Annotated in this window: 31 protein-coding genes; all 31 read right to left on the reverse strand. The window is 40.6% G+C overall.

What is annotated here, in order from left to right:
* Positions 1-11 precede the first annotated feature (11 nt).
* On the reverse strand, positions 12-776 hold the full coding sequence (locus NSS77_RS00235; RefSeq protein WP_342469847.1) for a FliA/WhiG family RNA polymerase sigma factor: 765 nt from the start codon (positions 774-776) through the stop codon (positions 12-14).
* Between the two features lie 183 nt (positions 777-959).
* Entirely contained in the window at positions 960-1,325 is a 366-nt protein-coding gene (locus tag NSS77_RS00240) for a hypothetical protein (protein WP_342469848.1), read from the reverse strand.
* Positions 1,325-1,828 (reverse strand): chemotaxis protein CheD, encoded by a 504-nt coding sequence (locus tag NSS77_RS00245; RefSeq protein ID WP_342469849.1) that lies wholly within the window; start codon positions 1,826-1,828, stop codon positions 1,325-1,327. The genes NSS77_RS00240 and NSS77_RS00245 overlap by 1 nt, the downstream gene beginning before the upstream one ends.
* A gap of 1 nt (position 1,829) precedes the next feature.
* Positions 1,830-2,450, reverse strand: a complete 621-nt coding sequence (locus NSS77_RS00250; protein WP_342469850.1) for a chemotaxis protein CheC — start codon at positions 2,448-2,450, stop codon at positions 1,830-1,832.
* 24 nt (positions 2,451-2,474) lie between these two features.
* Positions 2,475-2,921 (reverse strand): chemotaxis protein CheW, encoded by a 447-nt coding sequence (locus tag NSS77_RS00255; RefSeq protein WP_342469851.1) that lies wholly within the window; start codon positions 2,919-2,921, stop codon positions 2,475-2,477.
* A 23-nt stretch (positions 2,922-2,944) separates the two neighbouring features.
* A complete protein-coding gene (locus tag NSS77_RS00260; protein ID WP_342469852.1) occupies positions 2,945-5,014 on the reverse strand; it encodes a chemotaxis protein CheA in 2,070 nt (689 codons plus the stop codon).
* A 15-nt stretch (positions 5,015-5,029) separates the two neighbouring features.
* Entirely contained in the window at positions 5,030-6,166 is a 1,137-nt protein-coding gene (locus tag NSS77_RS00265; RefSeq protein WP_342469853.1) for a chemotaxis response regulator protein-glutamate methylesterase, read from the reverse strand.
* Positions 6,167-7,036 (reverse strand): MinD/ParA family protein, encoded by an 870-nt coding sequence (locus NSS77_RS00270; RefSeq protein WP_342469854.1) that lies wholly within the window; start codon positions 7,034-7,036, stop codon positions 6,167-6,169.
* The gene (gene flhF / locus NSS77_RS00275) at positions 7,033-8,157 is read right to left on the reverse strand and encodes a flagellar biosynthesis protein FlhF (RefSeq protein ID WP_342469855.1); all 1,125 of its coding nucleotides are present in this window, start codon (positions 8,155-8,157) and stop codon (positions 7,033-7,035) included. The genes NSS77_RS00270 and flhF overlap by 4 nt, the downstream gene beginning before the upstream one ends.
* Complete coding sequence (gene flhA / locus NSS77_RS00280; protein ID WP_342469856.1) at positions 8,154-10,187, reverse strand: flagellar biosynthesis protein FlhA; 2,034 nt, start codon at positions 10,185-10,187, stop codon at positions 8,154-8,156. The genes flhF and flhA overlap by 4 nt, the downstream gene beginning before the upstream one ends.
* 18 nt (positions 10,188-10,205) lie before the next feature.
* Positions 10,206-11,294, reverse strand: a complete 1,089-nt coding sequence (gene flhB / locus NSS77_RS00285) for a flagellar biosynthesis protein FlhB (RefSeq protein ID WP_342469858.1) — start codon at positions 11,292-11,294, stop codon at positions 10,206-10,208.
* A gap of 1 nt (position 11,295) precedes the next feature.
* On the reverse strand, positions 11,296-12,069 hold the full coding sequence (gene fliR / locus NSS77_RS00290) for a flagellar biosynthetic protein FliR (RefSeq protein WP_342469859.1): 774 nt from the start codon (positions 12,067-12,069) through the stop codon (positions 11,296-11,298).
* Positions 12,070-12,074: 5 nt separating this feature from the next.
* Entirely contained in the window at positions 12,075-12,344 is a 270-nt protein-coding gene (gene fliQ, locus NSS77_RS00295; RefSeq protein WP_342469860.1) for a flagellar biosynthesis protein FliQ, read from the reverse strand.
* A gap of 13 nt (positions 12,345-12,357) precedes the next feature.
* Positions 12,358-13,023: a flagellar type III secretion system pore protein FliP gene (gene fliP / locus NSS77_RS00300; RefSeq protein WP_342469861.1), complete on the reverse strand. Its 666-nt coding sequence runs from the start codon at positions 13,021-13,023 to the stop codon at positions 12,358-12,360.
* Entirely contained in the window at positions 13,023-13,673 is a 651-nt protein-coding gene (locus NSS77_RS00305; protein ID WP_342469862.1) for a flagellar biosynthetic protein FliO, read from the reverse strand. The genes fliP and NSS77_RS00305 overlap by 1 nt, the downstream gene beginning before the upstream one ends.
* Before the next feature lie 8 nt (positions 13,674-13,681).
* Positions 13,682-14,044, reverse strand: a complete 363-nt coding sequence (locus tag NSS77_RS00310) for a response regulator (protein ID WP_342469863.1) — start codon at positions 14,042-14,044, stop codon at positions 13,682-13,684.
* A gap of 20 nt (positions 14,045-14,064) precedes the next feature.
* The gene (gene fliY / locus NSS77_RS00315) at positions 14,065-15,282 is read right to left on the reverse strand and encodes a flagellar motor switch phosphatase FliY (RefSeq protein WP_342469864.1); all 1,218 of its coding nucleotides are present in this window, start codon (positions 15,280-15,282) and stop codon (positions 14,065-14,067) included.
* Positions 15,275-16,270, reverse strand: a complete 996-nt coding sequence (gene fliM, locus NSS77_RS00320) for a flagellar motor switch protein FliM (protein ID WP_342469865.1) — start codon at positions 16,268-16,270, stop codon at positions 15,275-15,277. The genes fliY and fliM overlap by 8 nt, the downstream gene beginning before the upstream one ends.
* A gap of 28 nt (positions 16,271-16,298) precedes the next feature.
* A complete protein-coding gene (gene fliL, locus NSS77_RS00325) occupies positions 16,299-16,727 on the reverse strand; it encodes a flagellar basal body-associated protein FliL (RefSeq protein ID WP_342469866.1) in 429 nt (142 codons plus the stop codon).
* Positions 16,717-16,938 carry a flagellar FlbD family protein gene (locus tag NSS77_RS00330; RefSeq protein WP_342469867.1) on the reverse strand — a complete coding sequence of 74 codons (222 nt, stop codon included), beginning with the start codon at positions 16,936-16,938 and terminating at the stop codon, positions 16,717-16,719. Before NSS77_RS00330 ends, fliL begins: the two co-directional genes overlap by 11 nt.
* Positions 16,939-17,017: 79 nt before the next feature.
* Complete coding sequence (locus NSS77_RS00335; protein WP_342469868.1) at positions 17,018-18,196, reverse strand: flagellar hook-basal body complex protein; 1,179 nt, start codon at positions 18,194-18,196, stop codon at positions 17,018-17,020.
* Between the two features lie 76 nt (positions 18,197-18,272).
* The gene (locus tag NSS77_RS00340; RefSeq protein ID WP_342471320.1) at positions 18,273-18,665 is read right to left on the reverse strand and encodes a TIGR02530 family flagellar biosynthesis protein; all 393 of its coding nucleotides are present in this window, start codon (positions 18,663-18,665) and stop codon (positions 18,273-18,275) included.
* The gene (gene flgD, locus NSS77_RS00345; RefSeq protein WP_342469869.1) at positions 18,658-19,314 is read right to left on the reverse strand and encodes a flagellar hook assembly protein FlgD; all 657 of its coding nucleotides are present in this window, start codon (positions 19,312-19,314) and stop codon (positions 18,658-18,660) included. The genes NSS77_RS00340 and flgD overlap by 8 nt, the downstream gene beginning before the upstream one ends.
* A gap of 3 nt (positions 19,315-19,317) precedes the next feature.
* Positions 19,318-20,538: a flagellar hook-length control protein FliK gene (locus NSS77_RS00350; RefSeq protein WP_342469870.1), complete on the reverse strand. Its 1,221-nt coding sequence runs from the start codon at positions 20,536-20,538 to the stop codon at positions 19,318-19,320.
* Between the two features lie 28 nt (positions 20,539-20,566).
* Positions 20,567-21,154 (reverse strand): MotE family protein, encoded by a 588-nt coding sequence (locus tag NSS77_RS00355; protein WP_342469871.1) that lies wholly within the window; start codon positions 21,152-21,154, stop codon positions 20,567-20,569.
* Positions 21,155-21,183: 29 nt separating this feature from the next.
* Entirely contained in the window at positions 21,184-21,630 is a 447-nt protein-coding gene (gene fliJ / locus NSS77_RS00360; protein WP_342469872.1) for a flagellar export protein FliJ, read from the reverse strand.
* Positions 21,630-22,952, reverse strand: coding sequence for a flagellar protein export ATPase FliI (gene fliI / locus NSS77_RS00365; protein WP_342469873.1), 1,323 nt, complete (start codon positions 22,950-22,952; stop codon positions 21,630-21,632). The genes fliJ and fliI overlap by 1 nt, the downstream gene beginning before the upstream one ends.
* 4 nt (positions 22,953-22,956) lie before the next feature.
* Positions 22,957-23,754 (reverse strand): flagellar assembly protein FliH, encoded by a 798-nt coding sequence (gene fliH, locus NSS77_RS00370; protein ID WP_342469874.1) that lies wholly within the window; start codon positions 23,752-23,754, stop codon positions 22,957-22,959.
* A complete protein-coding gene (fliG, locus tag NSS77_RS00375) occupies positions 23,738-24,751 on the reverse strand; it encodes a flagellar motor switch protein FliG (protein ID WP_342469875.1) in 1,014 nt (337 codons plus the stop codon). Before fliG ends, fliH begins: the two co-directional genes overlap by 17 nt.
* A 19-nt stretch (positions 24,752-24,770) precedes the next feature.
* Positions 24,771-26,363, reverse strand: coding sequence for a flagellar basal-body MS-ring/collar protein FliF (gene fliF, locus NSS77_RS00380; protein ID WP_342469876.1), 1,593 nt, complete (start codon positions 26,361-26,363; stop codon positions 24,771-24,773).
* A gap of 60 nt (positions 26,364-26,423) precedes the next feature.
* Positions 26,424-26,735 carry a flagellar hook-basal body complex protein FliE gene (gene fliE, locus NSS77_RS00385; protein WP_342469877.1) on the reverse strand — a complete coding sequence of 104 codons (312 nt, stop codon included), beginning with the start codon at positions 26,733-26,735 and terminating at the stop codon, positions 26,424-26,426.
* Between the last annotated feature and the right edge of the window lie 14 nt (positions 26,736-26,749).

A 26,749-nucleotide genomic window follows, 5' to 3' on the forward strand; every position in this document is an offset into this window, starting at 1 on the left:
TTCCACCCACTTTAGGCGTTCATCTCATTTGACAACAGTTTTCTCAGTTTCAACAACGCTTTTGAATGAATTTGTGAAATGCGGGAAGTGGATAAATTCAATACTTCCCCGATTTCTGTCAATGTCATTTCTTCAGAGTAAAAAAGACTCAGTACCAGTTGCTCTTTCTCACTTAATTTTTTTATGTTTTCTGCCAATTCTTCTATAAGCTCTTTATGTATCGTTTCCTGTTCCGGTGTTCTGACATTTTCGTCCCGAATGACAAATGACTTTCCTTCTCCTTCGTCCTGATCATGCTGGGGTTCATTGAGAGACAATATATTCGAGAAGAAATGCTCTTGCACCGTTTGATATACTTCTTCAACAGGCATGTTCATATGTTCCGCCAGTTCCTCAGGAGTAGCATGACGCATCAACTTTTGCTCCAGTTGTTCAATGGTCGCTTCCATTTTTTTTGCTTTTTCCCGCGCCGATCGTGGCAGCCAATCCTCTTTTCTAAGGCCGTCAATGATGGCTCCCCGGACACGGAATGAAGCATATGTATCGAATTTCAAGTCTCTATTGATATCAAATTTATTTAAGGCGTCAAAAAGTCCCATCATTCCCAGGCTTGTCAAATCATCCCGGGAGACATTTTTCGGAAGCCCTGAACCAATTCTTTGAACATGATAAGAAACTAAGGGTTTATATTTTTTTATCAGTAAATTTCCTGCTTGCGGATCCCGATCATTTATCCAGCTATTCCATAATTGCTGCTCATCTAGCTTGCTAACCATCGAACCCACCTTTCTTTACGATACGCCTTTTATTACTAATCATTATACCAAAGAAAGGTATAAAAAACACAGTATTCTATAGGACCAAATCAAGCGGTTAACGGTGAGTATTTTTGCTCAATCCTTATGGAAAAGAGCCTAAAAAGCGGATTTTATCACTGAACATAATAGTACTTAAGCATCTTATTCACTCAACATTGAACGGACAAGTTTGGCTATTTCTTCCGAGCTTTCATCTTGAAACTCCATTTTCGAGGATTGATTCAAAGAATTTGTGTCCCTTTCTGAAATCTCATCTTCCTCCTCTTGAACGCTGTTGTTTTCATCGGTGCCTTCAATAAACTCTTCAAAGAGCCCATCATCCGGCGTATATAGAATATAGCCAATGAGATATCGTACAGCAAACAATAAAATGAAGGCGGCGAGTGCAGCAAAAAAAGATACGAGTAAAATTTGCGAAGGAAAGATGGAAACCTGGTACATGATTGCAAATGTGATTGAAAATGTGATTAAACTTCCCCAACAATTCAAAAAAATTGAACCATACATCAAATTTCACTCACTCCTTGATTGACTGTACGAATCATCAATTTGCACGTTGCAGGATCAAATTCAATCGTCCTGCCGCTATTTCCGCCAATATCTTCCGCCACAAGAGGAATCCCCAATTCATTAAGCACTTTTTTCACGGCTTCGACATTGCGGGGACCGATCCTCATCATTTCTTTTGCGGAAGAAAATTGAAACATTTGTGCTCCTCCGGCAATTTTCGCTTTTAAACGATATTTTTGGGCACCTTCCATTAACAGTTTTTCCACAAGTCCTTTAATGCCTGTATCTGCAAATTTTGCCGTATTGATTGTATCCGTACTGCTCAGCGAAGAGTCCGGCAACATAATATGAACAAGACCGGCAATCTTTTTCGTTTCATCATATAAAACGACTCCCACACATGATCCCAGTCCTGATGTTCGTATTGTATCGGGAAATTTGACCACATCCATTTGGGCAATACCCACTTTGACAACCTTCCCTGATTGTGGAGTAAACATATTATTCAACCCCTAACGCTTTAAAAATTACGTCAAAAGACTCAGGAGAAGGCAGCAATAGAAAATGTCCTTTCATTTCGCTCTCCAGCCCTTCTTCCAAAATGGATGTGTCAATGACAATTACATAATCGCTTACTTGGGAAATCTCAATAAGACCGACACTGATAATTGCCCCAAACATATCAATGCTTAAACCCGGAACGGTAGGAAACACCTTTAAATTCAAAAAGTCGGACATGGCGGATAAGTAAGAACCGGATAAAATATTTCCCATTTCCTGCATTGCGGACATTCCAATATCGGATGCGTTGCTGCGGAAATCAAACCGGTCATCTTGAATCAGGCGTTGAATAAACCGGTTCGCCTGTTCAATAGGCAAAATGAAGAACATGCTTCCTTCCAAATCGCCTTCAATTCGCAAATAGATTCCCACGACAACCTTTTCAGGTCCGTCCATCAGTTCCATCATTTCATTAAAGGTAACCATTTCCGCTTTTGGAACACGCATATCGATTTTTTTATTCAACATATTCGAAAGGGAAGTGGCGGCATGGGCAGCACCAATATTCCCGATTTCTTTGAGAATGTCCAAATGCAATGAATTCATGCCAGGATGTTTCATATGTATCCCTACTTTTTCAATAGTCTATTCAGATAAATTCAACACTTTATCTAAATGAAGCATTATCAGTAAACGATTCCCAATCTTGGACACCCCAGAGATAAAGGCTTCTTCCTTCACCCCAACGACTTCGGGCTGAGGTTCTATTGAGTTGACCGGAATATCGATGACATCATTGGCGGAATCAACGACAAATCCCACTTCGATATCGTCCAATTGAACAATGATAATGCGAACCGATTCAGTATCTTCCACAGGAGGCAGACCAAACCGTTCCCTTAAATCGACGATCGGTGTTACGACCCCGCGCAAGTTGATGACACCTTTTACAAACTTTTCAGTTCTTGGCACACGGGTGATGTGCATCATTTTTTCTATCCCTTGAACGTGGTTGACAGGTATCGCATACTCTTTATCCATTAGTTGGAAAACTATTACTTTAATATTTTCTTTCTCCGCTGCAGTTACCATATCCAGCACCCCATTTCATTCAATTATTTCATTAACGCATTGATATCGATGATTAATGCCACTTGACCGTTTCCTAAAATTGTTGCACCGGAAATCGCAAAAATATTTTTCAAATAATTGCCCAATGATTTCAATACGATTTCCTGTTGGCCGATGAATGAATCAACCACCAAACCTGCCATTTTATCGCCTTTTCTTACGATGACAACGGATTGATATTCATCATCACAAGCTTCGCTGCGCGGCACCTCAAAGACTTCATCCAAGTAAATGAGCGGCACGACTTTTCCACGGAAATCGATGACTTTTTGATTATGGGCATTTAAAATATCCGATTTTTTAATGATGGATGTTTCAATAATGGATGATAATGGAATTGCATAAATTTCTTTCTCTATTTCTACCAACATGACGGAAATAATTGATAAAGTTAAAGGCAATTGAATAGAGAATTTCGAACCGACATCTTGTTGCGATTCAATGGAAATGCTGCCGCCAAGAGATTGGATCGTCGTTTTCACAACATCCAGACCAACGCCTCGTCCTGAAACATCCGTGATTTTATCGGCCGTTGAGAATCCAGATTCAAAAATGAGTTCATTGATCTGTTTGTCTGTGAGCGTAAGAGCCGCTTCTTTTGAAACAATTCCTCGCTCGATCGCCTTTCTCAACACTTTCTCTTTATTGATTCCGGCTCCATCATCTTCAATCTCAATAAAGACATAATTTCCGCTATGGTATGCCCTTAAAGTAACCGAGCCTTCTTCCGGTTTTCCTTTTGCTCTTCTTGCTTCCGGACTTTCGATACCATGGTCGACAGAGTTGCGGATCAGGTGGACTAACGGATCACCGATTTCATCGATGACGGTACGGTCCAGTTCCGTTTCGGCACCGATAATTTCCAACCGGATTTTTTTATTCAACTCGCGGGATAAGGAACGGACCATTTTAGGGAATCGGTTAAAGACGGTTTCGATTGGAATCATGCGCATTGTCAGCACGATGTTTTGCAAATCGCCCATTGTACGGCTCATCCGTTCAACTGTTTCCGTCAATTCGGATTGTTTCACATCTGCCGCAATCGACTGCAATCGTCCGCGATCAATGACCAATTCTTCAAATAAGTTCATTAAGATATCAAGTCGTTCAATGCTTACGCGAATCGTTTTGGAGTGAGCACTTTGTTTGGATGCACTTGAATCTTTCTTTGCAGCTACTTCTTTTTTCTCTTGTTTCGGCACTGGACTGGATTTCTCCAACTCTTTTTGTTGCTGTTCTTTGGAAGCAATCTCTTCTTTACTTGCCTCTTTCACCATTGCATCAGTCAATGGCACCACGACAACATTCTCAATCTCTGAAACTTTGCTGATTTTCTTTTTGATTTCTTCCGGAGAATCTTTCGTGATGAAGGCCACTTGGAAGTTTTGGTCGAATTGTTCTTCTTCCAGCTTCTCTACCGTTGGGAAAGATTTTATGACTTCCCCGCTTTTCTCCAATACTTGGAATACCATAAAGACCCGCGCTGCCTTTAACAGGCAATCAGGCCGAAGGGAAACGGAAATTTCATAAGTGTTGAACCCTTGTTCCTTCGATTGTTTCAATACGGTAATATCATATTCATCATAGATTAAGTAACGGCCAGGCGCTGTTTCTTCCACCGCCACATCCGCAGCAACTTCCTGCTCCGTAGGAGTGCTCGAAGGAATGCTTTTGCCAGCTTCAATATCTTTTAGTTTTGATACAATTCCGGATACATCCCGTTTCCCATCGCCGCCATTGGCAATATCCGTAATCATTGCTTCCAAATGATCCACTGATTCAAAAACAACATCCAACAAATTCGAATCAACGGTAATTTTTTCATTCCGAATGGCGTCCAACACGTTTTCCATTTTATGTGTCAAATCGGCCAAATCTTCAAATCCCATCGTAGCGGCCATTCCTTTTAAAGTATGGGCAGAGCGGAAAATCTCATTGACGATGGATAAGTCACCCGGATTTTTTTCCAAATCCAATAATAGATCGCTGCAATTTTGCAAATGTTCTTTGCTTTCTTCAATAAACATATCTAAATATTGCTGATTCATTTCCATTCGAACACACTCCCTTTACGACAAATATTTCAACATGGTCTCCGCAATTTCATCCACATTCACTACTTCATCGACAAATTGCGTTTCGATGGCAGCTTTTGGCATACCAAAAACAATGCAAGTTTCCGCTGATTCCGCAATGGCGATCACATTTCCGGTTCTCTTTAATGCCATTAAACCTTTAGATCCGTCATTGCCCATTCCTGTCATGATGACGGCGATTTTATCCAGTTCCTCGAATTGGCTGATATTTTCAAACAACACATCCACGCTCGGTCGATGTCCTGCTCTTGGCGGTTCCTTATCATCCAGCACGATTTCATAATGGGAACCAACCTTTTTCATTTTTAAATGAAATCCGCCAGGCGCAATATATGCTGTTCCAGCCTCAACCTTTTCTCCCTGTTCCGCTTCCTTCACCTGGACATAACTGATATGGTTCAATCTTTCTGCAAGCGACTTTGTAAAACCCGGTGGCATATGTTGAACAATCAATATGGGCGCAGGGAAAGCTTTAGGCAATTTTGTAATCACTTGTTGCAAGGCTCTTGGCCCACCTGTCGAAGTTCCGATTAAGACTATTTTTTCGGAAGTTTTACTCCATTTTGTTTGAACCGGATGGATACTTCGATTGCTTTCCGTCACGGTCTGTTTTTCGCTGATGCCGGCGGATGTCCCCCGGGGCATGTTTTTTATGTAAGAATATTTGATGGAACTGCCATGTTTTCTCAATTTTTCTATCGGCACTTTTGCGGCAAGTTCCACTTTATGGATAAGTTCGTCCTTTACTTTATGTATATCAAGGGAAATCGTGCCACCGGGTTTTGTCACGAAATCAACAGCACCGTATTCCATCGCGAGCATCGTTTGTTTTGCCCCATTTTCTGTAAAACTTGACAACATGACAACCGGAACCGGTGAAATATCCATGATGCATTTAAGAGTTTCCAGCCCATTCAGTTCAGGCATTTCAACATCCATTGTCACTACATCCGGTTTTAATTGTTGAATTTTTTCGATGGCATCTTTCCCGTTTCTCGCTGTGTCAATCACTTCAATGGTTGGATGATCTTTAAAGAAATCGCTGATCATTTTTCTCATAAATGCCGAGTCATCCACAATTAATAACTTATGTTTTTTCGAAGGTACCAATTAACCACGACCTTTCGAGAAAATACGTTTTAATCTGGATAAGAATGAGTTGGAAGGAAGAGGAACCTTTTCTCCAAATTTGTTATGAATGAAACGATTGACTATTTCTTGCAATGATATGGATATTTGTGCATTAGGATATGAAATGGAAAAAGGAACTTGTTCAATCACCGCTTTCCGAACGGTTCCATCTTCCGGAAGCCAACCAAGTATCACGACTTCTTTTGATAAAAATTTCATCATCGTGTTTTTTAATCTTTGCAGCGCTTCTTTTCCTTCTTCATTCGAAAAAACCCGATTACATAATAGATAGAAAGTTTTGTTCGGTTCTTTTAAGTGAATGAATTTCATCATTGAATAGGCATCTGTGATTGCGGTAGGTTCCGCCGTTGTGACGACAATGACTTCATCAATGGATGTAACGATATCCAACGACCAATTCGATGCCCCGGCTCCCATATCAAATAAAATAAAATCATAACTTTTCTGCAATTCTTCAAAGCCGTGAATAAATGCCTCAAACATCTCTTCCGACCATTCAACAACCGAAGAAAAGCCGGAACCGCCGGAAATGTAGTGGATATTTTCCGGGCCTCTGAAAATAATGTCCGTGAACGAAACGCGTCCTTCCAAATAATCCTTCAAATGATATGGTGCTTGTTTCCCAATTAAAATATGAACATTGGCCATGCCAAGATCCATATCCAAAATAACCACTTTTTTTCCCAATTTTGCTAAATTAATGGCAAAGTTCGTCGTGAAATTGCTTTTTCCAACTCCGCCTTTTCCACTGACAACCGCAATCGATCGCCCCAATGCCCCTTGGCTTTCCAACATTTTCAACCTCAATTTTTCTGCTTGATCTCTCATTTGAATTCACCTTGGAAAAGCATTTCCAATAATTTTTCTATGGTCGCTTCTTCAATATCTTCTGGTACTTCTTGACCAGTAGTATAGTAAGCAAGTCCTTTCTTATATTTAATCATTAAATTATACATCGCGCCAATAGAATTTGTTTCATCCGTCTTAGTGAAAATGAATTTTTCAATTGGAAATTCACTAAATTGTTCAATAATTGTTTCAATATCTTTTTCTTTGGCAGTCAATGATAATACCAAATAAGATTCGACTTCATCATCAAAAGAAATCAGCTTTTTCAATTCATTCACATATTTCGTTTCTTTATAGTTTCGTCCCGCGGTATCAATAAACACCAAATCCAGGTTGGCAAATTTCCTGATCGCTTCCCTGTAATCATTCAGGTTATAAACGACTTCAACCGGCGCTTGCAGCAAATTCGCGTAGGTTTTTAATTGTTCGATTGCGGCGATCCGATAAGTATCCGTCGTAATAAAGCCGACCTTTTTCTTTTTCTCCAATACAGAGCGTGCCGCCATTTTTGCAATCGTCGTCGTTTTCCCCACCCCTGTCGGTCCCAACACACATACATACTTCTTGTCATAAGATATTCCGCCGATTGAAAGGGGGGAGAGCTCCTTTTTCAGCACATTTTTTGCAATTTCAACCATTTCCTGTCGGGAAATTTCTTTTGATTGATTCACATGTGCAAAAAGCCCATCACAAATGTCCGTGATGAGCTCATTATTAAGCTCTTGACGTTTCAAATATTCGATGAATGGTTTCAGCTCTTCAGGTATGGAAGCTTGTATTGTGTCTTGCTTCATGGATTTCAGCATTTCTTTTAAACTGACGATTTCTTCCTTCAACTCTGAAACATTTCCATCATTAGGCAGCTCATCATGTTTCGGGACTATCGGCTGTAACTGCTTTTGTTCTTGGACGGCGAATGTTGGCGGCTCCACTTCATCAATGCCGGCCAACACTTCGAAATTTTTCTGTCGGATCAACCCAAAAAACTTCTTTTTTACAACCACTTTCGAACTGATGATGACAGCTTCTTCCCCCAAATCGGCACGCACTTGTTTCATCGCTTCATTAATGGAAGGCGCGATATATTTTTTCATTTTCATTCAACAGTCACCACCCCAACACTTTGGATTTCAACATTGGCATCCAATTCGTTATAGGACAATATCGGAATTTGCGGGAAATATCGCTCCGTCAATTGTCTTAAATACATTCTAATTCCCGGTGAACATAAGATGATTGGCGTTTGTTCCATATAAGATACTCTTTCCACTTCTTTTGCGATGGATTCAAGTACTGTTTGCGAATTGTGCGGATCCATCGCCAAGTAATTTCCATGTTCCGTTTGCTGAATACTGTCAGCAATCATTTTTTCCACTTTCGCAGGAACGGTGATTACTTTCAATTGTGAACCGTCCTGTACATATTGCCTTGTAATCTGTCGGGCAAGGGCTTGTCTAACATATTCTGTCAGCACATCGCTATCGCTCGTCAACTTTGCATAATCCGCCAATGTTTCAAAAATGACCGGCAAGTTGCGTATCGATACGTTTTCCTTTAATAACTTCGCTAATACCTTTTGAATTTCACCAATCGATAATGGGGTTGGCGTCAATTCATCCACCAAAATGGCATGCGTTTCCCGCAAATGGTCGATCAACTGTTTTGTTTCCTGGCGACCTAAAAGTTCATGCGCATTTGCTCGAATGACTTCCGTCAAGTGAGTGGACACGACACTTGGAGGATCGACAACTGTATATCCCAACATTTCGGCTTCTTCCTTCACTTCTTCTGTGATCCATTTGGCAGGAAGGCCGAAGGATGGTTCGATTGTATCTATACCTTCAATTGAATCGTCCCCACCAGGACTCATAGCCAGATAATGATCCAACAGCAGCTCTCCTCTTGCCATTTCATTACCCTTTATTTTTATGCGATATTCGTTTGGTTGTAATTGGATATTGTCCCGGATACGCACTACCGGAATCACAAGTCCCAATTCCAATGCAAGCTGGCGACGGATCATCACCACCCGGTCAAGCAAATCCCCTCCCTGTTGCGCATCCACAAGGGGGATCAGACCGTAACCAAATTCAAACTCTATCGGGTCCACATTTAATAAATTGACCACATTTTCTGGACTTTTCATTGTATCGGTCACTTGTTCTTCTTCCATTTCCAACAGTTCTTCCGGATCTTCTTCTTTCTTGCGGCTCATCAAATATGCTCCAATGGCGAGCATCCCGGCAATCGGAATTGTGATCCAATCAGGGATTGTCGTGAAAAGACCGAGCAGGAAAATGGATCCAGCCGCCACATAAAGCAACTTCGATTGGGAAAATAATTGTTTTATAATATCTTCTCCCAGGTTTCCATCGCTGGCTGCACGCGTCACAACAAGACCTGTCGACGTTGATACAAGAAGGGCAGGAATTTGGGCAACGAGGCCGTCACCGACAGTCAATTTGGAGAAGTGGTTTGCCGCATCAGAGAATGAATATCCTAATTGAAGCATTCCTATAATCAAACCAAAGATTAAGTTGATAAAAACCAAAATGATGGAGGCAATGGCATCACCTTTAACGAATTTCGTCGCACCGTCCATCGCTCCGTAAAAATCCGCTTCCTTGGCAACTTTATCCCGTCGTTCCCGTGCTTCTTTTTCCGATATGAGCCCTGCATTCAAATCCGCATCAATACTCATCTGCTTCCCGGGCATCGCATCTAACGTGAATCGCGCCGCAACTTCCGCCACCCGCTCCGAACCTTTCGTAATGACGATAAAGTTCACGATGACAAGCAGCATGAAAATAACTAAACCGACTAAAATATTACCGCCTGTCACGAATTCCCCGAATGTTTCAATAACGTCACCCGCATCCCCTTGGGAGAGAATGGCACGGGTTGTTGAAATACTGATTCCTAACCGGAACAGTGTCAAGATCAAAATAATGGAGGGGAAAATCGCAAATTCCAAGGCTTCTTTCATATTCATTGCCGTAAGCAATACAATCAATGAAAGCGTAATATTAATAATGATTAAAAAACTCAGCAACCATGTTGGTAGAGGGATTACGAGCATCGCTACTATCACTATGATAAAAGCTAATACTCCCAAGTCGCGAAATTTCATCCTTTTCCCTCCTGCAAACTAAATTTTGCGTTTAATTCGATAAACATAAGCTAAAATTTCAGCCACCGCTTTGAAAAATTCTTCCGGCACTTCTTCGCCTATTTCCACTTGATCGTAAAGAGCCCTTGCCAATGGTCTGTTTTCGACCATTACAATATCATTTTCTTTTGCAATCATTTTTATTTTTTGAGCAACAAAGTCCGCACCTTTTGCTACGACTTTAGGAGCATCCATTGACCCATCATCATATCTCAAGGCAACCGCATAATGGGTTGGGTTGGTAATGACGACATCCGCTTTCGGAACTTCCTGCATCATCCGCCGCATTGCCATTTCCCTCTGCCGTTGCTTTATTTTTGATTTGATGAGCGGGTCCCCTTCCATATTTTTATACTCGTCTTTAATGTCCTGTTTCGACATCCTCAATTGTTTTTCATACTCGAATTTTTCATATATGTAATCCAAAATTGCTATGATAAGCAATGCAATGGCACTTGCAATTCCCATCATCGCGGCAAGCTTTGCGACCGTTGTCAGCGTATCCCAAGGGCTATGAAATGACAGGGACAACACATCATCCAAATTCATCCAAATAATCATCCCGGTTACAGAACCGATAAACGCAACTTTTAATAACGACTTGATCAGATTCACGATGGCCCTTAATGAGATGATTTTTTTTATTCCTTTTATCGGATCTATCTTTTTCAAATCCAATTTCATCGTTTCTGTTGTAAATAAAAAACCGAACTGCAAAAAGTTTGAGAACATGGCCACAATCATTGCTACCGCCATCACCGGCAACAAAATAACAGCCAATTCCGACAAAGAATCAACATATATGTTCATCACCGTATCGGCAGTGATATTATCAAACAATATGTATTTCTCGATAGATTCATTGAAAAAGGAAACAAACCCCTTGAACATGATTGGTGCCATAAAGACGAGAAAAAGAAAAAGGACCAAAAAAAGAATCGCCGATGAAAGATCCTGGCTTTTTACAACTTGCCCTTTTTTTCTGGCATCCCTGCGTTTCTTCGGTGTTGCTTTTTCCGTTTTTTCGCCGGCAAAATATTGTATGTCCAATGGAAGAAGTAGCTTCAAATTAAGCACCACCTAAAAGTTGCATGAATTCACGCATTACCGTAATCATTAATTGAACCACCTTCTGCATCACTTCTATCATGATCCCCATCGAGATAAATAAAATAAGAAAGCCCACAATAATTTTTAAGGGGAAACCGATCACAAAAATATTCAATTGCGGAACGGTTTTTCCGGTAATCCCAAGGGCAAGGGTCACCAAAAATAATGATGCAACCAAAGGGGCGGACATTTGAAATGCCACTGAAAAAACCACAGCGATGAGCTTCATTGAAAATTCCGCCATACCGGCATCTCCAAAATTGGGATAACCTTCAATCGGAATAAACTGATAACTATAATAAATACCGTCCAAAATCAGGTGGTGACCGTTGGTAGCAATCAATATGTATAAAATCAAAAAGTAAAAAAATTGCCCCATCATCGGACTTTGCACACCGGTAAGCGGATCGACGATATTCGCCATGGCAAACCCCATTTCAAAATCTATAAAACCGCCGGCAATTTGAACGATAGAAATAATGATGGCAGCAGCTAAACCAATAATAAGACCAATCATCGCTTCTTTCATAATCAACAAAAAATAATTTCCGTCGATTGGTATGGCCTCTGCAGGAACTGTGTAGTACATCATCCAAGCAAGCATCAAAGCCAAAATAATCTTCACTTGTACGGGTATTGTACGATATGAAAAAAAGGGGACTGTAACAAAAAATGCAGATACTCTGACAAACATTAGTAGTAACACGGAAAATTGCGGTATGATCTCCAGCATTCATGTCACCCTATGTATCGTGTCAAGTTGCTCAAAATATCAACAAAGTAGTTTGACATTCTGGACACCATCCAAGGTCCAAAAAATACGATGGCCACCAATACCGCTATAATTTTCGGAGCGAAAGCCAATGTTTGTTCTTGAATGGATGTCGTCGCCTGAAAAATGCTGATAATGAGCCCTGTAATTAAAGCAACCAACATGAGAGGACCCGCAACTAAAAGGACAACCCACACAGCTTGCTCGGCTATTTGAATGACTGTTAATTGTGACATTGAGTATCATCTCCTAGAAACTTTGGAGTAAAGATTTAACTACCAAATACCATCCGTCTACCAGTACAAATAATAGTATTTTAAATGGCAATGAAATCATTACCGGCGGCAACATCATCATCCCCATGGACATAAGGACGCTTGCCACGACCATATCTATCACAATGAAAGGTATGAATATCATGAATCCCATCTGGAAGGCCGTTTTCAATTCGCTCAAGGCATATGCGGGCACCAATATGGTCAAAGGTATTTCCTCGACGGTTTGGGGCCTTTCCGCTTGACTGTATTGCAAAAATAATTCCAAGTCCTGTTGTCTGGTATGTTTCGCCATAAAATCTTTGAAAGGAACGCTTGCCCGCTCGTAAGCTTCTTCCAGGCCTATTTCTTCATTGAAAAGCGGTTGCAACGCTTCTTCATTCACTTGTTGGAAGGTCGGAGCCATAATAAAGAATGTTAAAAATAATGCCAACCCAATAATCACTTGGTTGGGCGGCGTTTGGTTCGTCGCCAGGGCGGTACGCGTGAAAGACAGTACAATGACGATACGCGTAAACGAAGTCATTAAAATCAAAATACTTGGTGCAAGCGACAGCACCGTCAATAACAGCAACAATTTCACAGAAGTGGAGACATTCGTTGGATCTGAATCAGAAAAGAATGAGATAAATTGTTCCATTATTTATCGTGCTCCTTTTCCTTCCATTTTTCGAGTTCATCGCGACGCACCTTTTTAATCTCCGATAAGCGCTGATTCAACAGGTTTCCAAAGTTATGGTCAGATTCATCGCCGCTTTTTTTCGAATGTCCCTTCAACTTTTGCACCAATTCCGTAATGTAAGGTGTACCCGCTGTGATAGTTTGTTTTTCGTTGTAATAACTTAATAATTTTTCAATTTCATCCGAATCGTTGATTTCTTTAAGAAGCTCCACATTTTCCCCCACACCGACAACATATAACGTGTCACCGATTTGCAAAATTTGAACGGATTTTTGAGAACCGAGGGAAATCCCCCCTAAACTCCGTACGATATTATTCTGCTGAAAATGTGCGCTTTTCTTATTAATGAATTTTAAAACCCAAACCAACAAAACCAGCACAAAAATAAGGGCTAGAAGCATTTTTATATAATCCCAGGCTGTCAGTCCTACAGCTGCCGGTTCTTTGACAGCTGTAGAATTGTCTGTTTGAAGTTCGGGGTTTTGCAAATAATTATTGTCGACCATTTCATTTTTTTGATCGGCAAAAGTGATATGTGCAGGAACAGTTAAAAAGAAAATAGAAAACATTATGATTGCAATATAAACTTTTTTACAAAATCTTTTCATCTTTCCAATCAACCTATTGCTTTTTTTATGGCTTCGATTACCCGATCTGCTTGGAAAGGCTTAACGATAAAGTCTTTTGCGCCCGCTTGAATGGCATCAATTACCATTGCTTGCTGTCCCATTGCGGAACACATGATGACAACCGCATTGGGATCAATTTCTTTAATCTTTTTCAATGCCGTAATTCCATCCATTTCCGGCATTGTAATATCCATCGTTACCAAATCAGGATGCAATTCAAGGTATTTTTCCACCGCCTGTATCCCATCTGAAGCCTCGCCGACAATTTCATAGCCGTTTTTCAATAAAATATCTTTAATCATCATGCGCATAAATGCTGCATCGTCAACAATTAAAATTTTTTTTGACATAGTTAAGACTCCTCCATTTTTCATCTTAAATTATTGATGCGCTCAGTTTGACTGATGATATCTGTAATTCTCACACCAAAATTTTCATCGATCACTACAACTTCCCCTTTTGCAATAAGCCGGTTATTTACCAATATATCGACTGGCTCACCAGCAAGGCGATTCAATTCAATAATTGAACCTGAAGTCAATTGCAGTATCTCTCTGACAGAATGTTTAGTGCGTCCCAATTCAACTGTAACCTGTAATGGAATATCAAGCAACATGTTTAAATTGCGTGCTTCCGATTCCGTCATTTTTGGTGGTTCAAAAGTTGTAAATTCGGCTTGTTGTACATTCACATTAACGGGCTGTTTTGGTTGGGAAAAATTAGTGAAACTTGGCATTTCCTGAACGGTTGCAGCATGCTGCTCATAGGCAGGTTGCTGTACATGCCGGGTTGGTTGGGCCGGTTGTTCCAATTGCACTGCACCAGTTTGCGGCATTTGCGCTGCAACTTGTTGCATCGGTTCTGACTGCACATTCGCTTCGGAAGCTTTTTGTGCTTCGTTTTGAGCGAGCAACGAGTTCACAAGTTTTTTGCCAAATTCCAACGGCAATAATTCCATGATGGTGGAATCCACCAAATCACCGATAAGCAGCCTGAATGAAACTTTCACTAAAATTTCATCATCAGGAATATTCTCTTCCCCTTCATTTTCTTTAATATTCAATAACGCAAGGGAAGGTGGCGAAATATCAACTTTTTGATTAAATACCGTCGACATCGATGTGGCGGCTGAACCCATCATTTGGTTCATCGCTTCCTGTACGGCGCTCAATTGAATTTCTCCCAGATCCGGGCTCGGATTGCGTCCGTCGCCCCCAAGCATCAAATCCGCGATAATCGCCGCATCGGATTGCTTGATCACCAATAAATTCGCACCGCTTAATCCGGCTGTATATTCCACTTGGACAGCTACGTAAGGGTGTGGGAATTCCTGCTCCAAATTACTGCGATTGATGACTGACACGACAGGGGTTGTTATCTCCACTTTTTGTCCCAACAATGCAGACAATGCAGTCGCCGAACTGCCGAATGAAATATTTCCAAGTTCCCCTAAAGCATCCCGTTCTAAATCCGTTAAATAATCTTCAACATTCAAGCTATCATTGGAAGCGGAATTCGAATTAACTTCCAATGTTTCCCCCCGCAATAGGGCATCGATTTCTTCTTGGGAGAGCATATCGTCATTCATCTTCTTCTCCTCCATTCAACGACTCAATAATTTGAACTGCCATCTTTTTCTTCAATTTTCCTGGCTGTACTGTAAATTTTGGAATATCACCGATCTTAAGAATCAATGGCTCGTTAATTTTTTTATCAAGTTGGATGACATCCCCGATACCCATCGTCAAAAATTCTTCGATTGTAATCGAAGATGTGCCGAGTTCAACAATGAGCTCCAAGTCGGATTGTTTCACTTTCGTTTCAAGCGCCTTCTTTTGCGCTTCCGTCGGCTCTTTTGCATTTGATTGCATCCAATATTGCACCGATAAATTATGTACAATTGGTTCCAATACAACATGCGGAATGCAAATATTGATCATCCCGGATGTGTCGCCAATGATGGAGTTCATCGTAATGACGATCACCGTCTCATTCGGCGAAATCATTTGTAAAAATTGTGGATTCACTTCAAGTTCAACAAGCATTGGATCGATTTCCACAATATTTTCCCAAGCTTCCCTTAAATTTTCAAAGGCCCGCTCAAAAAGGTTGGTCATAATTCTTTGTTCAATCTCTGTCAAATTATCCACATTCGAATAACTTGACCCGCTGCCACCCATGAGTCGATCCAACATGGAATAAGCAATGTTCGGATTGATCTCCATCAAGATATTGCCATCCAAAGGAGGCACTTCGAACACATTGATTAACGTCATATTCGGGATGGATCGAACAAATTCTTCAAAAGGTATTTGATCAACCGAAGCTACAGATATTTGTACATATGTTCTGAGCTGAGCAGAGAAGAACGTTGTTAATAATCGCGCAAAGTTTTCATGAATCCGTGTCAAACTCCGGATTTGATCCTTTGAAAAACGAAGGGCGCGCTTGAAATCATATACTTTGACTTTTTTCTTCTCTTCCTCTTTTTTCATTTCATCCGCTGACATTTCCCCTGCAGAAAGCGCCGAAAGCAGCGCATCTATTTCTGATTGGGATAATATATCACCTGACATTGGTCCACCTCCATTTCAACAAGTTTCTTTACTGAATGATGTAGGAGGTAATATATACTTGTTGCACTTCACCCTCTTGCATCAATTCATTTAATCGGGCTTTGATTGTGGATTCCAAAAGGATTTTCCCTTCTTTTCCTTTTAAGTTTTCCTCTGTCAATTCAGACAGCTCTTCAATAATGATATTGTTGGTTTGGAAGTTCCGTTTCTCAAGTTCTTTTGCAGCATTTTTGCTGTCCGTCTGGATTTTCAATTCAATGCGAATGAATTTTCCATCCGCCAAATTGGTAGTGATTTCAGGCACATCCACACTGCATTCCAATATATCATCAATGCTAGGTTCCAGGGTTGCCGATTGTTTATTTAATTGTGTCAAAACGACAAACAGCACAACCCCGATTAACGTTATCGATACTAAAATGATCAGCATTACCGTCAATAATTTATTATTCTTCATCTTCGTCACCTCGTAGATGGGGGTTAGAAAGCACTTGAATCGTGCGGTAAAACTCCGTCACTCTTTTCCTCACTTCTTCTTCAGTTTCTTTTACAATGTATTTACGCCCATTCGTCAGTGTGATTGTCGTATCCGGAAAAGATTCGACTGTTTCTATGTATAAAGCGTTTAAGGAAAAAGTTTTTCCATTCAATCTGGTTAATTGAATCATTGAAAATAGGGCCGGGTAGGAAAGAGCCGGCCCGACCCTCCTTTTCTTTAAAATGATGAACCAATTACAAGAATATTCATTATCGTTTTAAGTTAATTAGTTCTTCCAGAATTTGTTCAGAAGTTGTAATGATACGGGCGTTCGCCTGGAAACCGCGTTGGGCGACAATCATTTCCGTAAATTCTTCGGAAAGGTCCACATTGGACATTTCCAGGAATCCGGATTCAATAGAGCCAATTCCGTCTTCTGTTGCAAAACCACGCAAAGGAGCACCGGAGTTTGAGGTTTCCTGATAATAGTTGCTTCCAACTTTTTCAAGGCCGCCTGTGTTCGAGAATTTCGCCAATTGAATTTTACCCGCAACCATTAATGCACCATTTTTATCCACAAAGTTGATTATACCGTCTTGGCCGATTGACATCCTTTGCGCTGTTGTCGGAATTCTGATTGGTTTATAGCCGGTCAATTCCGCTGTATATCCTTGGAAATTATTGATGAGATTACCTAAAGAAATTGTTCCTGTACCGGCTAATCCTGTTACCGTGTTAATCGTGAGAATATTATTACTTTCATCCTTTACTTGAGTTCCGTTCACAAGGGTATATTGCTTGCCATTGGCATCGACAAAATAAAGCTCATTTGTAGATAAATTTATTTGAAGTTCTCCGCTAGGAGGATTCGCACCACTCAATGTGATCACTACCGGAGTTGTGCCATTATAAATTTTTCCTTCATTTACAGTCAATCGGTTGGTTGGGTTAGCTTTTGCCACTCCATCTGCATCAAGAAATTGATCACTTGCCCCCGTTAAATATGTAGTTGCTTCATATCCGACTAGATATTTCCCATCCATATTCACGAGATATCCGTTTTTATCCAAATAGAAGTTTCCTGCTCTTGTATATTTGATGTCTGTAAATCCGTTTAACCCTGGAACACTATCCGCCACTTGGAAATATCCATCCCCATTGATGGCCAAGTCAAGAGTGCGGGCTGTGGATTGAAGGGAACCTGTAGAGTGAATTGTATCAATGGCTGCGATTGTTGCTCCCAACCCCACTTGCTTTGGATTGGTACCCCCGCGTGATTCTGTTACACCGGAAGCATTGCTTATATTTTGGGATATCAAATCTTTAAAAATGGTTCTGCTTTTCTTGAATCCATGGGTGTTGACATTGGAAATATTGTTCCCGATCACATCTAATTTTGTTTGATGGTTTCTTAATCCGGAAATTGCTGAATACATTGAACGTAACATATTGATCGTTCTCCTTTCGAATTTAGATGTTTGCTTCTGTCAGTCCGCAAACGAAGGCATCCGATACGGTCCTGCCTTAAAGTACAATCGTGCCGTCAATATTTGTAAACAACTGCTCTTTTGCTTCATCCCGTTCCATTACTGTGATAACTGTTCCATTTTTCGCACTGACGATCAACGCCGCTTGTTCCATCAATACCAACGGTTGGTTTACACCTTTGGAACGCGCTTCCCTCACTTTGTCAGTGACCTTTTTCCATTCCTGTTCAGAGATATGTATATTTCGTTCACGAAGACGTTCATTGGCATGTTTACTTATTTTCAATTCATTTTTTGCTATTTCAAATTGCTCATTGAAGCTGGCCGCCTTTTTTTCTGTCGTTGGCTTAACATTCTGTTGTAAATGAAAGGATTGCAAAGATACATGCTGAAATTGGATACGGTGCATGGAATCACCAGCCTTATTCATCCACAATTTCAAATTGCTCTTTCTTTAACCTGATTTGGTTATTCAAAATATATTCGATAATCTGGTTATTTGTGGAAACCGCTTCGATAACCCCTTGATGATAATCTCCATTCTCATCTTGATACTTTACTGTTTTACCAATAAGCATGCTGGCTTCCACCAGCGGATTTTCGGAAACGGTTTTTCCTCCATCCTTTTGAACAACGGAAGAAATGTTGCCTGCTTCAAGTTCTTTTCCATCTTCAGTTACAAATATAGGCGAGCCGTTTTTAAATTTAATTTCGGTAATTACACTTTGACCTTCATTGATTATCGGCAATCCTTTTTCATCCAGCTCATCAGTTATTTCATGCCACTTTACTTCTTTTCCTACAAAATTTATGTATGCCATCAATTGTGTTTCCTGTTGGGATTCAAGCAAACTTTCCATCACTTTTGTCAAGTTTTGCATTTGTTCCAAAGATGAAAATTGGGCCATTTGGGCAATAAAATCTTTATCGTCCACCGGGTTTGTCGGATCTTGGTGTTGCAACTGAGTGATCAATATTTTCAGAAAGTCATCTTTGCCAAGGACAGAGCTACCTGTTCTCTTTTCCGCTTTTTTCGCATTTGATAAATAATAATCCCCAGAGATTATAGTATCCGCCAATTGCTACACCTCCTCATTGATTAGAAAATCTTTGAATGAAACCGATTCTTCATCCTGTTCGTCTTTTGAACCTTTTTCATCTTCATCAGACTGTTGTTTGCCGTTAAACATATTGTTAAAGAAGTGGTCTTTCAAATCTGTTTCCTGCAAACTTTGGTAAATTTCAATCCGTTCCAATTGAATATTTTGCTGTACAAAAGCCTGTTTCAATTGATGGATCTGACTGTCCAGCAATTCTTTCCCGATGGATGTTGAAGTGAGCAGTCTGGCTGACATGACACCGTCTCTTTGGATCAATTCAATACGGATGGAACCCAAATTTTCAGGATAAAGTTTTAATAATAGTTTCGTTGTCCCTTGTACAGTGGAAAGTTGACTGCGTTGAATCAACGCCTCAATCTGTTTTACCAGCGATTCGGCTTGGGAAGCTTGATTCGTATTCGGCAAAGTGATTGTGATTGTACGTGTTTCCGCAGTATGATTTGAAGCCCCATTTGGGAAAGGGGAAGAAGTTTCCACTTTGGTTTCCACCTGTTTCACCACTTGTTGAAAACCTTCCAAAGACGTTTTTCCCGAAGTCGATGTCACTTCTTTTGATATCGTATTTTCGACTGCTTGCAAAAGGGATTTTAGATTGCTGATTCTCTCCGGCTGTTCAAGTATTAAATCCGACTTTTCCCCAATTACTTGCAATAATTTTAATAGTTTAATAAATTGAACTGCACCGTTTGGAGTTCCTTTTCCGTCCCCATTTACATTGGCGATTATATTCTCAGCCATATTCGGGTCTTCGTTGACATATTGAATAAAATCCCAAACATTTTGGACGGAAACCTCAGAACCTGTTAGTGTTTGCAGCATTTCATTCAACTGTTGGAGATTAAGATTCAGTAATGATAAAATGTCATCGAAGTTTGACAATAATTCATCGATGGAAAGCATTTTATCTTCTTCATCCCGGGAGATCATCAATAATCCTTCGTCATGTGGGATTCCAAGCAATTCAAAAACTTCCTCGATGGAATCGGCATTTAATAATGATTGGACCTCTTGACCGATCGTTTCGGAATTTTCCATTTTTGCTGTTTGATTATTGGCGATTTTGCTGAAAACTTCTCCAAACTTGCTGAAGTTTCCCTTATTTCCAGAAACGGCCATTTGATGATTGATGGAATTGCCCGAAACTGCTTGAACTGCAACAAAGGGGATTCCTACACCCAACATACCCTTTTCACCTCCTTTCAAATTTTATTTAAGTACCGCTTGATTTTCTCTTCGATAACATTTCTGTATATCTTGCAGCTTCTTTCGGATCCATTTTTGCCAGAACAGCGGATAACGTTTCCGGCTTCATATTTGCCAAAATTTCCAAAGCCTGTTCATCATTCATTTCCACAATGATTGGCGCGACATCTTTGGCAGACATTTTTTCATATGTATTTACGATTTCTTTCAAATCTTTTCTTGCTTCTTCTTGCCCTGCTTCCAATTCTTCAATTCTTCTTTTTAATTGTTCCTGTATGGCTTTCTGATTTTCATTATCAGCCAAAGCTTCATCCAGCTCTCTCTGGAGTTTCTCGATTTGGGCTTCTTTTTCTTGGACTTCCGCATTCAATTCCACTATTTTCTTCTCGACCTCTTTTGTGTCGGCTGATTTTTCCTCATCTTTCGGCAACACTTCAGAAGCCTTTTCAAAAATATTTGTATCCGTAAATTGTGCAATGACCAGCAATATGGCTATCACAAATAAAAGTGGAATAATCACCCAAGCGAATAATTTTTGAAAAAACCCCGGTGATTTTTCTTCTACTAAATCATCTTTTGTTTTTTCAACTTTCATTTTTTTACTTTCTTTCGCCATAAAATCACCTAAATTGTTTTCTTGTTGTACATAAGGGAGGAAATCTCATCCAAATATTGGGCCTCTTTGCGGTTTTGTTCCTCTTGAAACGCGCTGAACTCCTTCTCGCGCATTTTTTCATACTTACGTACTTCCAAGTTTTTTTCTACTAATTTTTGTTCATACCATTGCATTTTTGCCCGGGCTTGATTGACCTTTTTCTGCATGTCTTCGATGGCATGTTCCAGACTATCGATAAATTTTCCATAGTGATGGATTTCATCAATCGTTAAACCTTCTTGTAAACGTTCATTTTGGTAGTTGATCAATTCTTCTTTTTTCTTTAATAATTCATATAATTGGGTGGCCACTTTTTCAAAATCCCGAACCGCTTCATTATATACAGCTTCCGCCTGTTTTTTTTCCTGTTCCCGTACCGTTAACACTTTTTCGAACCGATATGTAAATTGAACCATTATTTTCCACCCCCGTTCGCCAATGCAATGAGTTCATTCACACTTTCATCCAGTGTCACCTTTTCTTTGAATCCTTGCTTTAAAAATTGGGTGATGAGTGGTTCATAGTGGATGGCTTCGTCAATTTCCCTCGACGTGCCTCTTTTATAAGCTCCTATGTTGATTAAGTCTTCCGATTTTGCGTATGTATAGTATAATTCCCTGATTTTTTCGGCCGCCTTTACGTGCTCTTCTGAAGAGATATGATTCATCAGACGGCTGACGCTTTTCAGTATGTTAATGGCCGGGTATTGACCTTTGTTTGCTAGGGCGCGGTCCAAAACAATGTGTCCATCCAATATGCCCCGCACCGCATCGGCAATCGGTTCGTTCATATCATCTCCATCAACAAGCACCGTGTAAAATGCCGTAATACTGCCTTTCATGCTTGTTCCTGTTCTTTCAAGAAGCTTCGGTAAAATGGAGAATACGGAAGGGGTATACCCTTTCTGCGCAGGCGGTTCCCCCGTCGCCAACCCAATTTCCCGTTGCGCCATCGCAACCCGGGTAACCGAGTCCATCATCAACATGACATTCAGGCCCCGATCCCGGAAATATTCAGCAATGGCCGTTGCGGTAAATGCTCCTTTAATGCGCATCAATGCGGGCTGATCACCGGTTGCTGCAACTACAATCGAACGTTTTAAACCTTCTTCCCCGAGGTCCCGTTCGATAAATTCCCGGACTTCCCTTCCACGTTCGCCAATAAGTGCGATCACATTTAAATCCGCTCTTGTGTTTCGTGCGATCATTCCAAGAAGGGTACTTTTCCCGACTCCAGATCCTGCAAAAATCCCTACCCTTTGCCCGTTTCCTACCGTCAACATGGCATCAATCGCTTTTACTCCCACCTCAAGCTGTTGGCTAATGGGCGGGCGGTTCAACGGATTGGGAGGTTCATTTTCCGTAGGCACAGAGACGAGTCCTCTGGGCAATTGACTTCCATCAAAGGGATTGCCCAGCGAGTCAAGCACTTTTCCAATTAATTCGGGACCCACTTTCACTTCCAAAGGACTTCCTGTTCCTTCCACTAAACAGCCAATGGAGATTTCCCTTACAGAAGTGAATGGCATCAGCATGACATACTCATCTTTGAAACCGACCACTTCCGCCAAAATCACTTCATTCCCGTTTTTCGTACGCACATGTATTTTGCAAACGTCGTTGATGGAACACTCCGGACCTTGCGACTCGATCAACAATCCAACGACTCTCGTCACTTTCCCATATTTTTTAAAAGTATCAATGGCAGGTATACGGTCGATTAAGTCAGCAGCTTTCATATAATCAGTCCCTACCTTCCAAGATTTCGCTCAGCTTCAATCGCAATTCTTTTAATTGTTCATCAATCGATAAAACGATGCGCCCATGGTTTGTTTCAATATAACCATCCGTATCATCCATTTCTTCATTGACAAAGATTAAAAACGGAATATCCGGTGGGAACATCACCGCCAACTCATCCCGATTATCCGTGATTAATTGGTAGTATTTAGGCGAAATATAGAGTTTGATCTCTTTACTTTCACGGGCTTCTTTCAATCCGCGACGGACAATTGAAAGAAATAGATCTTCATCCTGTTCAAGGGATGCGCCGATAATTTTTTCCGCTGATTTCAGTGCTAAATCTAAAATGACATGTTCCTGCTCTTTGAGATATTTTTCTGCATTGATGCGTGCATTAGCAACGGTTTCATTTGCAAGTTTCAGGGAATCTTCCATATCTGCCATCGCTTTTTTCATACCTTCTTCATAACCCTGTTGGAATCCCTCATCATATGCTTCCTTTTGGAGAAGAAGCTTTTCTTCCTGCCATTGCTGTTTTAATTTTTCGATTTCCTCCAGTTTTGTCTGGCGATATTGTTCAAATTCTTCCCTTTTTGCATTTAACTCCTGATTCACTTCCGCAAGAATCCGCTCACGCTCTTGATACACTTCCTCCAGTGAGATGGATTGTTCCTTTTCACCTGCATCCGGCTCGGTGTCAAACTGTCTTGAAAACAAATCACGAATTTCAATTTGAACCGCTCCGTTTATCTTTTTTATCGCTTCGCTCGAACGGATGATTTTAGACAATGACGTCATCTCCTCCACCACGGGCAATAATGATTTCTCCCGCTTCTTCTAAACGGCGGATAATGGAAACAATTCTCGTTTGTGCTTCCTCTACGTCCCGCAGGCGGACAGGCCCCATAATCTCCAACTCTTCTTTGAATGTTTCCGCCATGCGTTGAGACATATTGCGGAATAGAATTTCTTTCACTTCATCACTGCTTACCTTCATTGCAAGCAGCAAGTCCTCGTTATCGCATTCGCGAATGACCCGTTGAATGGAACGATTGTCAAGCGTCACAATATCTTCAAATACAAACATGCGTTTTTTGATTTCTTCGGCCAATTCCGGATCCTGGATTTCCAAAGCGTCCAGTATCGTTTTTTCCGTTTGCCGGTCCACACCGTTCAACACTTCAACCACAGCATCGATACCGCCAGTTTCCGAGTAATCTTGAGTGAAAGTTGATGACAATTTTCTTTCCAATACTGATTCAATTTCACTGATGACCTCCGGCGATGTTGACTCCATTGTGGCAATCCTTCTTGCGATATCCGCTTGCAGCTCTTGCGGCAAAGATGAAAGAATGACACCTGCTTGCTGCGGCTCCAAATAGGATAAAATGAGTGCAATGGTTTGCGGATGCTCATTTTGTATAAAGTTTAAGATTTGAGATGGATCGGCTTTTCGTGCAAAGTCGAAAGGTCTTACTTGCAATGATGATGTCAATCGGTTGATGATGTTTTGCGCCTGTTCTTGACCTAACGCCTTTTCCAAAATAGTTTTTGCATAACCGATACCGCCTTGGGATATGTAGTCCTGAGCAAGAGCGATATTATGAAACTCCTCAATGATCTGTTCTTTCACTTCAGGTTCAACTTTTTTCACCGCTGAGATTTCTAACGTCAGCCGTTCAATTTCTTCTTCCGACAAATGTTTGTAAACATTTGCGGATACTTCCGGCCCCAATGAAATTAACAGCAGTGCAGCTTTTTGTTTCCCAGTTAACCTTCTCTCTTTCTTAGACAATAGTCGAACCCCCTATCCGTTAATCTTCAGCAATCCAGGTCCGCAACAATTTTGCAAAGTCTTCCGGTTTTTCTTTTGCCATTTTTTCCAGTTGCTTCCGTCGAACTGTAAATTCTGTTTCTTTTTCTTGCGTGATATCATCCACAAGAATATCTTCCTGCTGCTCAAATAGTTCCTCTTCTTCATCTTCAATGCTTCTTCTCGAACGAATTATGTATACAACCAGGAGAATAATCGCTGCAACCATAATTCCGCCAACAACCCAAATCCACCAAGGAATCACTGGCGTCTCGTCGATGTTTGTTTCATCATTGCCATAGAACTGCTGAATTGAAACTGCAATTTTGTTTTCAATATCTTCATCAGTCAATTCACCAGCAGCTTCTTTATCGATTGAAGTGCGGACAATCGTTGCCAAAATTTGTTCTATATCATCAACTACAGTATCTGACAGTGAGGTTGGATCTTCTGGAACAGGTGGTTCAACCATGACTTGGATACCGATATCCCGAATTTTATATGGACTTTCTTGGATAACTCGGTTAATGCGATTGACTTCATTATTGATCGTTTCTTCAATGCGTTCGTAGTCGCCATTACCATTTGTCACTTCTTGATAACCTGTCGCATTATCGGTTGGATCTTCCATTTCCGGTGTTCCGGTTGCTCCATCCATACCGGAATAGGTTTCTGTAATACGTTGAGCACTGATTTCGATACCAGCCATATTCTCTTCGTCCACCGGCTCAACCAATTTTTCTTCACGATTTTCTTTCTTGAAATCGATATCGGTTGTGACAGATACAACCACTTTATCTTGCCCCATCATGGTTCCGAGCATTTTATGTACTTGACGTTCCAAATCCCGTTCAATCGTCTTCTTCACGTTCATTTGACCTTCAACGGAATCGATGGAACCTCCTGATGATTCGGATGCTAGATCGTAATATTCGGAATACTGGTTGGAAATAGTGATATTGTCGGTGCTTAAATTTGGAACACTTTTTGCTACGAGATTATATAATGTTTTTATTTGTTCGTCGGTAAACTTATGACCCGGTTCAGTATGTATAACTACGGCTGCAGAAGCGCTTTGATCCCCGGAATTGGAAGTGATGAATACCCCTTTTTCCGGCATGGAAATCATTACATTTGCATCTTTGATGCCGTCAATTTTTTTTATGAGGTTTTCAAGCTCGGTTTCAAGGGCGGCCTGTTTGATGACATTAAATTCGTTATCCGTCATGCCAAAACCGGCATTTTCGGTGAAGAATGTCGTACTGATATCACCAGATTCAGGGTAGCCTTGTGATGCCAAAGATACTTTTATGTCATCCACTTGATCTTCTGGCACCAATATGTTTGTTCCTCCGGGGGCAATTTCATATGTAACACCTTGTGAACTTAAAATTTCCGCAATTTCTCCCGTTTCTTGTGCTGACAGCTCGGTAAATAGCGGAACCATGTTTGTTCGAGTCGAGAAGTATGTAATAATTGCTGCTATTGCAATAACCCCGATTAATGTTCCAATCAATGCACCTTTTTGTCGTTTGGTCCGACTTTTCCAAAAGTTAACGGTGTCGGTTTTTATTTTATTAAGTCGATCATTCATTATAAATCCTCCGGTACTAGTGAATACACTAACAATTTATATTCCATCGGTAACCGTAGATTAGACAGTCATTCGCATAATTTCTTGATATGCTTCAATCACTTTATTGCGAATTTCAACTGTGGCATTCAACGTGATATTGGCCTTTTGAGCCGCTATCATCACGTCATGCAATTCAACATTTTCGCCTTGAATTAACTTATTTGTTAGTGTATCTGATTGAACTTGATAATCGTTTACTTTGTCGATTGCTTCTTTTAATGTATTGGCGAAGCTTTTCTGTGCTTCCATTGGCGTTTGATTATTGGAAATTTCTTTTCTGTTTGATAAAGATTGGACTGCTGTTGTAAATGTTGCAGCGTTTATGGCCACGTCAATTCATCCCC

It is taken from the genome of Ureibacillus sp. FSL K6-3587 (assembly GCF_038593165.1).
Lineage (GTDB): Bacteria > Bacillota > Bacilli > Bacillales_A > Planococcaceae > Ureibacillus > Ureibacillus suwonensis.